The 12,812-nt window shown below is 70.9% G+C and carries 13 protein-coding genes; 9 read left to right on the top strand and 4 right to left on the bottom strand.

Annotation, left to right across the window (positions count from 1 at the left end):
• Window positions 1–29 precede the first annotated feature (29 nt).
• Window positions 30–2,051 carry a beta-galactosidase gene (locus tag ACZ7DE_RS24375; RefSeq protein WP_470764554.1) on the bottom strand — a complete coding sequence of 674 codons (2,022 nt, stop codon included), beginning with the start codon at window positions 2,049–2,051 and terminating at the stop codon, window positions 30–32.
• A 229-nt stretch (window positions 2,052–2,280) separates the two neighbouring features.
• Here ACZ7DE_RS24375 and ACZ7DE_RS24370 point away from each other — a divergent pair, with 229 nt between their 5' ends.
• The 6 genes from ACZ7DE_RS24370 to ACZ7DE_RS24345 all read left to right on the top strand — a co-directional run bounded on the left by ACZ7DE_RS24370 (window position 2,281) and on the right by ACZ7DE_RS24345 (window position 7,870).
• Window positions 2,281–3,612: an ABC transporter substrate-binding protein gene (locus tag ACZ7DE_RS24370; protein ID WP_470764552.1), complete on the top strand. Its 1,332-nt coding sequence runs from the start codon at window positions 2,281–2,283 to the stop codon at window positions 3,610–3,612.
• The gene (locus tag ACZ7DE_RS24365) at window positions 3,609–4,535 is read left to right on the top strand and encodes a carbohydrate ABC transporter permease (RefSeq protein ID WP_470764551.1); all 927 of its coding nucleotides are present in this window, start codon (window positions 3,609–3,611) and stop codon (window positions 4,533–4,535) included. The genes ACZ7DE_RS24370 and ACZ7DE_RS24365 overlap by 4 nt, the downstream gene beginning before the upstream one ends.
• Complete coding sequence (locus ACZ7DE_RS24360; RefSeq protein WP_470764549.1) at window positions 4,532–5,437, top strand: carbohydrate ABC transporter permease; 906 nt, start codon at window positions 4,532–4,534, stop codon at window positions 5,435–5,437. Before ACZ7DE_RS24365 ends, ACZ7DE_RS24360 begins: the two co-directional genes overlap by 4 nt.
• Window positions 5,434–6,468 carry a LacI family DNA-binding transcriptional regulator gene (locus ACZ7DE_RS24355; RefSeq protein WP_470764547.1) on the top strand — a complete coding sequence of 345 codons (1,035 nt, stop codon included), beginning with the start codon at window positions 5,434–5,436 and terminating at the stop codon, window positions 6,466–6,468. The genes ACZ7DE_RS24360 and ACZ7DE_RS24355 overlap by 4 nt, the downstream gene beginning before the upstream one ends.
• A 583-nt stretch (window positions 6,469–7,051) precedes the next feature.
• Window positions 7,052–7,402 carry a VOC family protein gene (locus tag ACZ7DE_RS24350; RefSeq protein ID WP_470764545.1) on the top strand — a complete coding sequence of 117 codons (351 nt, stop codon included), beginning with the start codon at window positions 7,052–7,054 and terminating at the stop codon, window positions 7,400–7,402.
• Between the two features lie 75 nt (window positions 7,403–7,477).
• Window positions 7,478–7,870 carry a MarR family winged helix-turn-helix transcriptional regulator gene (locus ACZ7DE_RS24345; RefSeq protein ID WP_470764543.1) on the top strand — a complete coding sequence of 131 codons (393 nt, stop codon included), beginning with the start codon at window positions 7,478–7,480 and terminating at the stop codon, window positions 7,868–7,870.
• Between the two features lie 172 nt (window positions 7,871–8,042).
• On the opposite strand, the gene ACZ7DE_RS24340 is transcribed toward ACZ7DE_RS24345, so the two are convergent.
• Both ACZ7DE_RS24340 and ACZ7DE_RS24335 read right to left on the bottom strand, forming a co-directional pair.
• The gene (locus ACZ7DE_RS24340; RefSeq protein WP_470764541.1) at window positions 8,043–8,441 is read right to left on the bottom strand and encodes an SseB family protein; all 399 of its coding nucleotides are present in this window, start codon (window positions 8,439–8,441) and stop codon (window positions 8,043–8,045) included.
• Window positions 8,442–8,597: 156 nt separating this feature from the next.
• Window positions 8,598–8,903: a YciI family protein gene (locus ACZ7DE_RS24335; protein ID WP_470764539.1), complete on the bottom strand. Its 306-nt coding sequence runs from the start codon at window positions 8,901–8,903 to the stop codon at window positions 8,598–8,600.
• Window positions 8,904–9,004: 101 nt separating this feature from the next.
• Between ACZ7DE_RS24335 and ACZ7DE_RS24330 the strand changes: the two genes are divergently transcribed.
• Window positions 9,005–9,874, top strand: coding sequence for a LysR family transcriptional regulator (locus ACZ7DE_RS24330; protein WP_470764537.1), 870 nt, complete (start codon window positions 9,005–9,007; stop codon window positions 9,872–9,874).
• A gap of 159 nt (window positions 9,875–10,033) precedes the next feature.
• Here the strand turns inward: ACZ7DE_RS24330 and ACZ7DE_RS24325 are convergent, their stop codons facing one another.
• On the bottom strand, window positions 10,034–10,651 hold the full coding sequence (locus tag ACZ7DE_RS24325; protein WP_470764536.1) for a MerR family transcriptional regulator: 618 nt from the start codon (window positions 10,649–10,651) through the stop codon (window positions 10,034–10,036).
• A 121-nt stretch (window positions 10,652–10,772) separates the two neighbouring features.
• Here ACZ7DE_RS24325 and ACZ7DE_RS24320 point away from each other — a divergent pair, with 121 nt between their 5' ends.
• Window positions 10,773–11,174, top strand: coding sequence for a DUF3291 domain-containing protein (locus ACZ7DE_RS24320; protein WP_470764534.1), 402 nt, complete (start codon window positions 10,773–10,775; stop codon window positions 11,172–11,174).
• Window positions 11,175–11,346: 172 nt separating this feature from the next.
• Window positions 11,347–12,801 carry a glyceraldehyde-3-phosphate dehydrogenase gene (locus tag ACZ7DE_RS24315; protein WP_470764532.1) on the top strand — a complete coding sequence of 485 codons (1,455 nt, stop codon included), beginning with the start codon at window positions 11,347–11,349 and terminating at the stop codon, window positions 12,799–12,801.
• Window positions 12,802–12,812 lie beyond the last annotated feature (11 nt).

Here is a 12,812-nt window from a genome sequence, read left to right as displayed (position 1 = left end):
GCGGCTCCACGGGCGAAGGGGGAGTCGGCTCAGCCGTCGAGTCGCACGACCCGGACGGCTCCGGCCGGGACCGCCAGGCGGCCCGCGGCGCGTTCGCCCGTCAGCAGCTCGGTGCCGCAGGTCTCCAGCGGCACCTTGACGTCGGCGGCGGTGTGGTTGACGGCGAAGAGGTAGCTGCCCGTGGCGCCGGAGCGGCGCACGACCTCGACGTCGCGGGGCAGGTCGGCGCGCGGGGCCAGGCGGGCGTCCTCGGCCGCCCGGTCGAGCAGCGCGTCCAGGCCCTCCTGGCCGAGGCGGGTGGAGACGTACCATGCGGCGCCGGCGCCGAGGCGGTGCCGGGTGACGGCGGGATGGCCGGCGGCGAGACCGTCGGCGTACGTCCAGACGGTCTCGGCGCCGCGCGGCACCACGAACTCCGTCCAGACGTCGCCGCCGAGTTCGGATCCGTCGGGGCCGGTCAGGCGCACGCTCTCGCCCTGCAGCAGCGGTGAGAACTCCTCGACGGTCAGACCGAGGACGTCCCGCAGCGCCCCGGGACAGGCCCCCTCGTGGACGGCGTCGTGCTCGTCGACGATGCCGGAGAAGTACGACACCACCAGGGTGCCGCCGTTCTCCACGTACTCCCTGAGGTTGTTCCCGGCCGCCTGCGTCATCAGATACAGGGCGGGCACCACGACCAGCGGATACGTCGACAGGTCGGACTCGGGGTGGGCGAAGTCCACGGTGAGGTGACGGTCGTAGAGGGCCTCGTAGAACGCGTCGGCGCGCTCGCGCGGGTCGGCGTCCTCGCTGGGACGCCAGGCGAGGTTCTGCGCCCACCAGGAGTGCCAGTCCCACAGCACCGCCACGTCGGCCTCGGTACGGGTGCCGCGCAGGGCGGCGAGGGAGTCCAGTGACGCGCCCAGCTCGACGACCTCGCGCCACACACGGGTGTCGGTGCCGCCGTGCGGGACCATCGCCGAGTGGAACTTCTCGGCGCCGCGCCGGGACTGCCGCCACTGGAAGAACATGGCGCCCTCGGAGCCGCGGGCCACGTGCGCCAGGGAGTTGCGGGCCATCTGGCCGGGGGCCTTGGCGGGGTTGCGCGGCTGCCAGTTGACGCCCGAGGTGGAGTGCTCCAGCAGGATCCACGGCGCGCCCGCCCCGACGGAACGGGTGAGGTCGGCGGCCATCGCGAGGTTGACGTGGGTGCGGCGGCCGTCGGTGATCAGGTAGTGGTCGTTGGTCACGATGTCGACCTCACGGCCCCAGGCCCAGTAGTCGACCGAGTCGCACTGGCTGAGCGCGGTCATGAAGTTGGTGGTGACCGGGACTCCGGGAGCCAGGCGGTGCAGGATGTCGCGTTCCATGCGGAAGTTCTCGCGCATGGTGGCGTCGGCGAACCGCTTGTAGTCCAGGGCCTGGCCCGGGTTGCCGACGGTCGGGGTGGCGCGCGGCGGGTTGACGTCCTCGAAGCTCCCGTAGCGCTGGCCCCAGAAGGCGGTGCCCCAGGCCTCGTTGACCGCGTCGACCGAGCCGTACGTCGTCCGCAGCCAGCGGCGGAAGTGGGCGGCGCAGGAGTCGCAGTAGCAGGCCGAGACGGGGACGCCGTACTCGTTGTGCACGTGCCACATGGCCAGCGCCGGGTGGTCGCCGTAGCGCTCGGCGAGCCGGGTGGTGATGTTCGCCGCGGCGGAGCGGTAGTCCGCGTTGCTGTGGCAGATCGCCGCCCGGGAGCCGAACTCGTAGCGCACGCCCTCGGGGGTGACGGGCAGCGCCTCGGGGTGGTTGCGGTAGAACCAGACGGGCGGGGCGACGGTCGGCGTGCCCAGGTCGACGCGGATGCCGTTGTCGTGCAGCAGCGCGACGACGCGGTCGAGCCAGCCGAAGTCGTACTCCCCCGGTGCGGGCTCCAGCAGGGCCCAGGAGAAGATCCCGACGCTCACCATGGTGACGCCGGCCTCCCGCATCAGCCGGACGTCGTCCTGCCAGACGGTTTCCGGCCACTGCTCGGGGTTGTAGTCCCCCCCGAAGGCGAGCCTGGTGAGGCCCCTGGGGCTGGTCTCCGGCATGGATGTCTCCCGTTTAATCGATCATTTGGGAACGTGCACACACAGCTGCGGCGTTCGGAGCCCAACATAACCGCACAGCAACAACCATTGACAAGTGTCCGGGATGTTTCTCTACTGTGAACGCTCACAGACGGCATGACAGGGCCTCGCCATGGGCGGGAGCCCCTCGTCGTGCCCTTGCACGGCAGATTTCCGCATCCGGCGGGAACCCAGGTCAGGGGAGAGATCCATGCCCAACACGAAGCGTCGGCGGCTCTTTGCCAGAGGCGCGGCATCCGCCCTCACCGTCACTCTCGGCGCCACCGCACTCGTCGCCTGCGGCTCGTCCGACGACGACAGCGGCGCCGAGTCCGGCCCGGTCTCGCTCACGTACTGGACGTGGACGCCCGGCATGGACAAGGTCGTGGACCTGTGGAACAAGGGCCCGGGCAAGAAGGACCGGATCACGGTCACGGTGAAGAAGCAGGCGTCCGGCGACACGCTGGTCACCAAGATCCTCACCGCGCACAAGGCCGGCAAGGCCCCGGACCTGGTCCAGGCCGAGTACCAGGCGCTGCCCACGCTGGTGAGCAACGACGCGCTGGCCGACATAGCGAAGGACGTCGGCGACGCGAAGAGCAAGTTCGCCGACGGCGTCTGGCAGCAGACGACGCTGGGCACGGACGCCGTCTACGCGGTGCCGCAGGACATCGGCCCGATGATGTTCTACTACCGCGCCGACCTCTTCAAGAAGTACGGCCTGACCGTCCCCACGACCTGGGAACAGTTCGCGCAGACCGCGCGCGCCCTGAAGAAGAAGGCCCCGGACACCGACCTGACCACCTTCTCCGCCAACGACTCCGGTCTCTTCGCGGGCCTCGCCCAGCAGGCCGGCGCCAAGTGGTGGACCACCTCCGGCGACCAGTGGAAGGTCGGCATCGACGACGCGGCCACCAAGAAGGTCGCCGACTTCTGGGGCGGCCTCGTCAAGGAGGGCGCCGTCGACAACCAGCCGATGTACACCCCGGCCTGGAACAAGGCGCTGAACACCGGCAAGCAGATCGCCTGGGTCTCCGCCGTGTGGGCCCCCGGCACCCTGACCACGGCCGCGCCCGACACCAAGGGCAAGTGGGCCATGGCCCCGCTCCCCCAGTGGTCGAACAGCGAGAACGTCACCGGCAGCTGGGGCGGATCCTCGACGGCCGTGACGACGGACTCCCGGCACAAGGAGGCCGCCGCCGAGTTCGCCGCCTGGCTGAACACCGACGGCGACGCCCTCACCGCGCTGGCCAAGGAGGGCGGCATCTACCCCGCCTCCACGTCCGCGCAGCTCAGCGGCGCCTTCACCACCCCGCCGGACTACTTCTCCCAGCAGGCGGACTTCTACACCCTGGCCGCCAAGATCGCGAAGACGACGGCACCCTCGGCCTGGGGGCCGAACGTGAACGTCGCCTACACGTCCTTCAAGGACGCCTTCGGCGCCGCCGCCAAGGACAGGTCGGACTTCTCCGCCGCCCTGGCGAAGATGCAGTCGGACACCGTCGCCGACATGAAGAAGCAGGGCTTCGAGGTCTCCGAGTGACCACCGCACGCCACGGGAGGTCGTACGGGGTCAAGGGGGCCCCGTACGCCTTCCTCCTCCCCGCCACGGTTCTCTTCGCCCTGTTCTTCGCGCTGCCCATCGGCTACGCGGTCTGGCTCAGCTTCCACAAGGTGCACGTCTCGGGCCTCGGCCTGGGCTCGGGCGCCCGGAAGGAGATCTGGGCCGGCGTCGAGAACTACACCGACGCCCTCACCGACAGCGAGCTGATCGACGGGGCGCTGCGCGTCCTCGGCTACGGCTGCATCGTCGTCCCGGTGATGCTGGGCCTGGCACTGCTGTTCGCCCTGATGCTCGACGCCGAGAAGGTGCGGCTCGCCCCGTTCACCCGGCTCGCGATCTTCCTGCCGTACGCCATCCCCGGCGTCGTGGCGGCCCTGCTGTGGGGCTTCCTGTACCTGCCGGACGTCAGCCCCTTCTACTACGTCCTCGAGAAACTCGGCCTGCCCCAGCCCGACCTGCTGGACGGCGGCCCGCTCTACCTCGCCCTGTCGAACATCGCGATCTGGGGCGGCACCGGCTTCAACATGATCGTCATCTACACGTCGCTGCAGGCCATCCCGGCCGAGGTGTACGAGGCGGCGAAGCTGGACGGCGCCACCCCGCTGCAGATCGCGCTCAGGGTCAAGATCCCGATGGTGGCGCCCTCGCTGGTGCTCACCTTCTTCTTCTCGATCATCGCCACACTCCAGGTGTTCAGCGAGCCCACCACCCTCAAACCGCTCACCAACTCCGTGTCCACGACATGGAGTCCGCTGATGAAGGTGCACCGGGACGCGTTCGGCACCGGTGACATCTACCAGGCGGCCGCCGAGGCCGTGATCATCGCTCTCGCCACGCTGGTGCTGTCGTTCGGCTTCCTGCGGGCCGCGAACCGTCGCAACAAGCAGGAGGCAACGCGATGAGTTCCCTCGCCGTGCAGAAGGCTCCGTCCGCGGCCGGCACGACGGGCGCCGTACAGAGCCGCCCGCCGCTGCGCAGCCGGATCGCGCCGCTGCCCACCCTCACGCTGCTGCTGGGAGCGGTCTACTGCCTCCTGCCCGTGGCGTGGGTGGTGATCGCGTCCACCAAGTCGGGGCGCGAACTGTTCTCCACGTTCACGTTCCTGCCGGGCACGGGCTTCGCCGACAACGTCAGGGACCTCAACGCCTACCGCGACGGCGTCTACTGGACGTGGATGGGCAACTCCGCCCTGTACGCAGGTCTGGGCGCGCTGCTGTCGACCTGCGTGTCGGCGTTCAGCGGGTACGCGCTGGCGATGTACCGGTTCCGCGGCCGCGAGACGATGTTCAGCATCCTGCTCGCCGGCGTGCTGATGCCGCCGGTCATTCTGGCCATCCCGCAGTACCTGCTGCTGGCGAAGGCGGACCTCACCGACTCGTACTGGTCCGTGCTGCTGCCTCAGGTCCTCTCCCCCTACGGCGTCTACCTCTCGCGCATCTACGCGGCCGCGGCCGTGCCCGGCGACGTGGTGGAGGCCGGCCGGATGGACGGGGCGAGCGAGTGGCGGATCTTCACCCGGATCGCGCTGCCGATGATGGTCCCCGGGCTGGTGACGGTGTTCCTGTTCCAGTTCGTGGCGGTGTGGAACAACTTCCTGCTGCCGTACATCATGCTCAGCGACGACGAGAAGTTCCCGATCACCCTCGGTCTGTTCACGCTCCTCGAACAGGGCGCCAACAGCCCGGCGCTGTACACCCTGGTGATCACCGGCGCGTTCCTGGCGGTGATCCCGCTCGTGGCGCTGTTCCTCGTCATCCAACGGTTCTGGAGCCTGGATCTTCTGTCCGGAGCCGTAAAGTCATGACCATGAACCATGGTGCCGGGGGCCGGCGCAAACCGCCGACCATCCACGACGTGGCGCGGGAGGCGGGCGTCTCACGCGGCACCGTCTCGCGTGTCCTCAACGGCGGGCACTACGTCAGCCCCGCCGCGGCGGAGGCGGTCAACGCCGCGATCCGCAGGACGGGATACGTCGTGAACCGGCACGCCCGCTCGCTGATCACCGGCCGTTCCGACTCCGTGGGCTTTCTGCTGACCGAGCCCCAGGAACGGTTCTTCGAGGACCCCAACTTCAACGTCCTGCTGCGCGGCTGCACGCAGGCGCTGGCCGCGCACGACGTCCCCCTGCTGCTGATGCTGGCCGGGACCGAGGACGAGCGGCGACGCATAACGCGGTACATCACCGCCGGTCACGTCGACGGGGTGCTGCTGGTCTCCAGCCACTCCGGGGACCCGATCGCCACGGAGCTGCGCGACGCGGGCGTGCCCCTGGTCGCCTGCGGCAAGCCGATCGGAATCGGCTCGAAGGTGAGCTACGTGGCCGCCGACGACCGCGACGGCGCCCGGGACATGGTGCGCCATCTGCTCGCGCAGGGCCGTCGGCGCGTCGGCGTGGTCACCGGCCCGCTGGACACCCCCGGCGGTGTGGAGCGGCTCGCCGGGTACCGGGAGGTGCTCGCCGAGGCGGGCGTCGAGTACGACGAACGGCTCGTCGTCTCCGGCGACTACAGCCGGGCCAGCGGCGAGGCGGGCGCCGAGCGGCTGCTCGCACAGGCCCCGGATCTGGACGCGGTCTTCGTCGCGTCCGACCTGATGGCACAGGGCGTGCTGACGGCGCTGCACCGGGCGGGCCGTCGGGTGCCGCAGGACGTCGCCGTGGGCGGCTTCGACGACTCCCCGGCGGCGACCGCGGCCAGCCCCTCCCTCACCACCATCCGCCAGCCCTGGGACCGGATCAGCAGCGAGATGGTGCGCGTGCTGCTCGCTCAGATCGGGGGCGAGGATCCGGCGGCGGTGATCCTGCCGACGGAACTGGTGAAGCGCGAATCGACGTGACGCCGAGAGACCCGATCGGCAGGGCGGTGCGCGGATGAGCGGGCGGGGCCTTGCGCCGATGCGGGGACGGGGCGGTGCGCCGGTGCGGGGGCGGGGTGACACGTCGATGAACCGCCGGAGGCACGGGCGCAAGCCCGGCACGGGCGCAAGCCCGGCACGGGCGGTGCGCGGATGAGCGGACGGAGCGGGGCGTCGATGGCGGCCGGGGTGGCGCGTCGATATGCGGCCGGAGGCACGGGCGCAAGCCCGGCACGGGCGCAGGCCCGGCACGGGCGCAGGCCCGGCACGGGCGCAGGCCCGGCACGGGCGCAGGCCCGGGCGGCACCGACCCAGGGTGAACGCAGGCCCCGGCCCGACGCGCGCCGGGCGGGTGCGGGCTCGGCACGGGCGGAGGCCCGCTGAGCGTGGGCCCCGGGCGGGCGCAGGCACGGGCCGGGCGGGTGCCAGGGGTGCGCCGGGGCGGTGGTGGGCCGGGTGGGGTAACCGGTCAGGATTGGAGAAGCCGTTCGCCCCTCCCCCGGCCTAGCGTGAGTGGTGCGAGGACACGGACGTGTTCGCGCGCACCGCACACCGAGGAGGAGCCATGGCCGCCGGCCTGCAGACCATCATCTACCCCGTCAAGGACCTCGGCCGGGCCAAGGCCCTGTTCAGCGCGCTGCTGGAGGTCGAGCCGTACGCCGACGAGCCCTACTACGTCGGCTTCAAGGCCGCCGGTCAGGACGTCGGCCTGGACCCCAACGGGCACGCCAAGGGCATGACCGGGCCGGTTCCGTACTGGCATGTCACGGACCTGCGCGAGCGGCTCACGGCGCTGTTGGCCGCGGGGGCCGAGCTGCTGCAGGACGCCCAGGACGTCGGCGGCGGCAGGCTGATCGCCTTCGTGAAGGACGGGGACGGCAACCTGGTGGGGCTGCTCCAGGATCCGACCGCCTGAGGACGTCCCGCGAACCGCTTGCACCCGCACTAGTTGCATGGTCAATGACCGTCGGATCGGTGTTACCGTGCGTGTATGGCAGCGAAGACGGCCGGGGCGGGCCTCGAGGAGCGGTGGCGGGACATCCTGTCGGTGCACGCGCGCACGATGTGCGAGATCGACCGCGCGCTGCATCCGCACGGTCTGGGCGCGAGCGACTTCGAAGTACTCGACATCCTCGCCGCCGAGGCTCCCCGCAACGGCGATCAGTGCCGGGTGCAGAACCTCGTCGGACGGGTGCATCTCAGTCAGAGCGCGCTGTCCCGCCTGATCGGCCGGCTGGAGAAGGAAGGCCTGGTGGAGCGGTCCATCTGCGTGGAGGACCGCCGGGGCGTGTATGTCGCCCTCACTCGCAAGGGCCGTGACCTGCACGCCGAGGTGCTGCCGCTGCAGCGGGCGGTGCTGGAGCGGATGCTGAGCGGGTCCTGACCCCCGAACGGCGGGCGCGGTTCGCGAAGCCGCCCGCGCCGCCCCGGCGGCGACGACCGTCGGGACGACGGACGCCGCGCCGAAACGGAGGCGCCTCCCGCACGGAGGCGGGGAGCGGCGTCCCGAGAGGCGTTCGCCTGTCGGGTGATCACCGGTCGGGCAGGTCCGTGGCTCAGCGGGCGAGCAGGGTGCGCACCCCTTCCGAGGTCAGCGTCAGCGGGTGGTCGCCGGCCCCGTCGATGGAGAGCGACAGCTCTCCGCTCGGCCACTGCGCGGCGAGCGCGCCGAGAGGCACCAGCCGGTAGCGGCCGACCTCGGGCAGCAGATCCGCCATCTCCGGCTCGGACGTGAACACCGGGACCACGGGTGCGCCCCCGGGCTGCTCGAGCACGGGCAGGGCGACCGTGGTCGGGTTGGTGACGTCCTCGTCGGTGGCGTCGTCGGGCACAGGCACGAGCACGTCGCAGTGAGCGAGCGTGTCCAGTGCCGCGGTGTCCTCGGTGTCCCGGGCCAGCGCGTCCAGCGCCTGCGCTGCGGGGTTGTTCGTACGGTCGTGCGCGGGTGTCTCCATGGAAGCTCCCTGGTAGCGGCGGTCCGGCCTCGCGTACCCGACCAGGCGGGGATCAATCCCCTCGGCGGGGGCCGGCCCTCCTGCCGGCCGACCCCGCACGGGAGCCGCCCCGCGAAATGGTGTCCGTCCGGCCTCCTCCGCCGCTCCCGTTCGCGATCATGAGACTTCGGGCGGGACGGAGCAGGGCGCTGCGGCCGCCCGCCCCGGCGTCCAGGCGGGTTCGAACCGGAGGATCTCCGCCGTGGCGGCGCCGCTGGTGACGAACGGGTCGGAGGCGACGGCCGCCTCGATCGCCGAGCGCTCACCGTCCGCGATGATCAACCCGCCGTCGCGGGGCTCCAGGGGGCCCGCGAGGCGCGCCATCCCCTGGGCGAACACGCCGTAAGGGTTGGCGTAGTGGGCGTCCTTGAGGGAGTCGATGACATCCAGCGGCGCGTGGTACTGGAACACGATCACGTACATGCCTCCAGCCAAGGGCAGGCGGTCCGGCAGCGCCAGGACCTGTCCGCGCCCTGCCCATAGGCTGGCGCCTATGAACGCTGATCAGAAGGGGTGAGCCGGGCATGGACGGGCTTTCAGGCGTGGAGCTGCGACACCTGCGGTACTTCGCGGCGGTCGCCGAGGCCGGCACCGTCACCGAGGCTGCCCGACGTCTGCGCATCGCCCAGCCCAGCCTCAGCCAGCAGATCCGCCTGCTGGAGCGACGGGTCGGCACGCCTCTGTTCCGACGCGTGCCGCAGGGAATGGAGCTCACCGAGGGGGGACGACTCCTGCTGGACGGCGTCAACCGGGCGCTCTCAGAGCTGAGTTCGTCGATCGCGGCGGCCCGGGACGTCGTGCCGACGGCGGCCGTCGGGGTGTGCCGGGGCGTGCCGCAGTCCGTTCTGGCCCGAGCGGAGCAGGTCATGACACGCGAGGGGCGGCCGCGGCTCGCCTACCAGCAGGTCGACTCCCGGCTCCAAGGCGATCTGCTGCGCTCGGGCGCACTGGCCTTCGGCATCCTGCGCCCGCCCGTGTACACCTCCGCCCTGGAGCTGCACACGCTCAACGACGAGCCGCTCGGCGTGGTGCTGCACGGGCGGCATCCGCTCGCCGACCGAAGGGAACTGGCCTGGCCCGAGCTGTCCGGTCAGCGGTTGCTGTGGTTTCCGTCGGAACGCGCCCCCGGCTATGCGGCCGCCGTCCTGGCGTGCCTGCGCGAGCACGGTTGGTCCCCCGACACGGTGGCCGAGGACCACGGCGGCCATACGCTGTTCCGCCACCGGCTCCTCGGCCATGACGACCTGGTCGCGCTCCGGACGCGGAGCGGTTCGGTCGGTGATCCGGACCTCGTCTGGCGTCCGGTCGGACCTGAGCCGCCTCGTGAGCGGCTGGTACTGGCCGCGGCCGCCCGCACGCCCTGGGGCCGTCGGCTGGCGTCCGGTCGGACCTGAGCCGCCTCGTGAGCGGCTGGTACTGGCCGCGGCCGCCGGCACACCCTGGGGCCGTCGACTGGCATCCGGGAAACGGTCCGTAAGGGAAGGCCGGGACCGTAGCCCATCGGGCCCGCGAACCTCGGCGGACCAGCGCTGAGGCCTGGGAGCGGACGAGCGCTAGGGAGCGTGCCGGCGGGCGGACTCGTTCTCCTGGGCCATGCGCCTGAGCGCCATCAGCCCGGGCTCCAGAAGGACGGTCAGCAGCAGGGCGCGTTCGGCGGTCTCCAACGGGTCGTCGAGACCGACGAGTTGGTCGAGATCCAGGACTGCGGTGCGCTCGGCGAGCTGCGCGTACGGCAGGAGGGTGCGCCAGTCGAGCGGGACGCCGAGGGCGCGCAGGGAGTTCAGGGTGTCGGCGAGGACGGCGCGGGCGGGCGCCGACGCATGCACGCTCCAACCCAACTCCTCGACCAGCTTGTCGACTTCGGCCGCCTCCGGGGCGCCGGGGGCGGATTGCTCTCCCACCCGGAGCGAGCCCAGGGCGAGGCCCAGCAGGAGATGGGTGTCGCCGGAGTGCTCGGCGAGGGCGTCGAGCACCTCCCGGGTGGTGCTGACCGACAGGCCGCGCACACCGGTCAGCGCACGGATCAGGCGCAGTCGGCGCAGGTGCTGGTCGTCGTACTCGGCCTGGGTGGCGGCCGTCTGGCGGCCGGGCGGGAGCAGCCCTTCGCGCAGGTAGTACTTGATGGTCGTCACGGTGACGCCGCTGCGGCGGCTGAGTTCGGAGATGCGCATGCGGTTCGACTCCGGTCCGGTTGTTCGGCCTTGCCCTTGAAAACTGGATACCTCTACTGTCTAACATGGATAGTAGAGGTATCCAATGCGTTCACGCGCCGCCGGAGAGAAGGCAACAGCCATGCCCACGCTGCCCTGGACCACCGTCAGCACCCCCGCATCCGACGCCGAGGCGTTCGTCATGGCGTCCCGGTTCGAAGTCCGCTCGCTCAGCGACGTCCCCCGCTTCTTCCTGAAGTCGCTGGCCGCATGGAAGCAGGTGACCGGGGCGCCGGGCGCGTACGGCGCCTCGCTGATCGCCCAGCCGCTGAAGCGCACCTTCTGGACCCTGTCGGCCTGGGAGGACAGGGAAGCGCTCTACCGGTACGCGCGGACCGAGCCGCACAAGTCGATCATGACCGGCCTGCGGTCCACGATGAAGGACTCGACCTTCGTCTTCTGGCAGGTCCCGGCGGCCGGCCTGCCCGTCGACTGGACGGACGCCCGTCGGCGCCTCGACGAGCAGCGCCGCGCCGGCGGCTGAACCCGCGAGCGGCGATCCGGGCGAAGACCTCGCCTTCCGGGCGGAGACCTCGCCTTTCCTCGCCGCGAGACCCACCCGGACACCCTCCGCACACCTGAGCGCGGGCCCGCTTGAATGATCGAACGACCAGGGGGTTAGCATATGAGCGCCACCTAGCTCGAAAGATAGGCCCGTGACGCTCAACGACGATTCGTTCACTGACTGGAAGAACCGCGAGGAGATCGCGGAGTCGATGATCCCGATGATCGGGAAGCTGCACCGCGAGCGGGACGTGACCGTCCTGCTGCACAGCCGCTCCCTGGTGAACAAGTCGGTGGTCAGCATCCTCAAGACCCACCGGTTCGCCCGGCAGATCGCGGGCGAGGAACTCTCGGTCACCGAGACGCTGCCCTTCCTCGAGGCCCTCACCACCCTGGACCTCGGCCCGTCCCAGATCGACATCGGCATCCTCGCCGAGAGCCACCGGGCCGACGACCGCGGTCTGTCGGTGCTGGACTTCACCGCCGAGGCCGTCGCCGGCGCCACGGGCGACAACAAGATCGAACGCCGCGAGCCGCGCGACGTCGTCCTGTACGGCTTCGGCCGCATCGGCCGCCTCGTCGCCCGTCTGCTGATCGAGAAGTCCGGCTCCGGCAACGGCCTGCGGCTGCGCGCCATCGTGGTGCGCGGCGGCGGAGGCCGGGCCGCCGACGACCTCGTCAAGCGGGCGTCCCTGCTGCGCCGCGACTCGGTGCACGGGCAGTTCCAGGGCACGATCACGGTCGACGAGGCCAACAACCGGATCATCGCCAACGGCAACGAGATCACGGTCATCTACGCCAACGACCCGTCCGAGGTCGACTACACGGCGTACGGCATCGACAACGCCATCCTGATCGACAACACCGGCAAGTGGCGCGACCGCGAGGGCCTGTCGAAGCACCTGCGCCCCGGTGTCGACAAGGTGGTCCTGACCGCGCCCGGCAAGGGCGACGTCCCGAACATCGTGCACGGCGTCAACCACGACACGATCAAGCCGGACGAGCGGATCCTGTCCTGCGCGTCCTGCACCACCAACGCGATCGTCCCGCCGCTGAAGGCGATGAACGACGAGTACGGCGTGGAGCGCGGCCACGTGGAGACCGTCCACTCGTTCACCAACGACCAGAACCTGCTGGACAATTACCACAAGGCCGACCGTCGCGGCCGTTCGGCGCCGCTGAACATGGTCATCACCGAGACCGGCGCCGCGTCCGCCGTCGCCAAGGCGCTGCCCGAACTCAAGGCGCCGATCACCGGCAGCTCGATCCGTGTCCCGGTGCCGGACGTCTCGATCGCGATCCTCAGCCTGCGGCTCGGCCGCGAGACGGACCGCGAGGAGGTCCTCGAGTACCTGCGCGGCGTCTCGCTGACCTCGCCGCTGAGGCGCCAGATCGACTTCACCACGGCCCCGGACGCCGTCTCGATGGACTTCATCGGCTCGCGCCACGCCTCGATCATCGACGCCGGCGCCACCAAGGTCGACGGCGACAACGCGATCCTCTACCTCTGGTACGACAACGAGTTCGGCTACTCGTGCCAGGTCGTCCGCGTCGTCCAGCACGTCTCCGGCGTGGAGTACCCGACGTACCCGGCGACGAGCGTCTGACCGGCGGTCGC

It is taken from the genome of Streptomyces sp. NPDC037083, assembly GCF_055606485.1.
This window is presented reverse-complemented; position numbering and strand designations above follow the sequence as displayed.

What these genes read in the sequence shown, in the direction of transcription:
- ACZ7DE_RS24375 (WP_470764554.1), bottom strand. Translation starts at nt 2,051, where the DNA reads ATGCCGGAGACCAGCCCCAGGGGCCTCACCAGGCTCGCCTTCGGGGGG.
- ACZ7DE_RS24370 (WP_470764552.1), top strand. Translation starts at nt 2,281, where the DNA reads ATGCCCAACACGAAGCGTCGGCGGCTCTTTGCCAGAGGCGCGGCATCC.
- ACZ7DE_RS24360 (WP_470764549.1), top strand. Translation starts at nt 4,532, where the DNA reads ATGAGTTCCCTCGCCGTGCAGAAGGCTCCGTCCGCGGCCGGCACGACG.
- ACZ7DE_RS24355 (WP_470764547.1), top strand. Translation starts at nt 5,434, where the DNA reads ATGACCATGAACCATGGTGCCGGGGGCCGGCGCAAACCGCCGACCATC.
- ACZ7DE_RS24350 (WP_470764545.1), top strand. Translation starts at nt 7,052, where the DNA reads ATGGCCGCCGGCCTGCAGACCATCATCTACCCCGTCAAGGACCTCGGC.
- ACZ7DE_RS24345 (WP_470764543.1), top strand. Translation starts at nt 7,478, where the DNA reads ATGGCAGCGAAGACGGCCGGGGCGGGCCTCGAGGAGCGGTGGCGGGAC.
- ACZ7DE_RS24340 (WP_470764541.1), bottom strand. Translation starts at nt 8,441, where the DNA reads ATGGAGACACCCGCGCACGACCGTACGAACAACCCCGCAGCGCAGGCG.
- ACZ7DE_RS24335 (WP_470764539.1), bottom strand. Translation starts at nt 8,903, where the DNA reads ATGTACGTGATCGTGTTCCAGTACCACGCGCCGCTGGATGTCATCGAC.
- ACZ7DE_RS24330 (WP_470764537.1), top strand. Translation starts at nt 9,005, where the DNA reads ATGGACGGGCTTTCAGGCGTGGAGCTGCGACACCTGCGGTACTTCGCG.
- ACZ7DE_RS24325 (WP_470764536.1), bottom strand. Translation starts at nt 10,651, where the DNA reads ATGCGCATCTCCGAACTCAGCCGCCGCAGCGGCGTCACCGTGACGACC.
- ACZ7DE_RS24320 (WP_470764534.1), top strand. Translation starts at nt 10,773, where the DNA reads ATGCCCACGCTGCCCTGGACCACCGTCAGCACCCCCGCATCCGACGCC.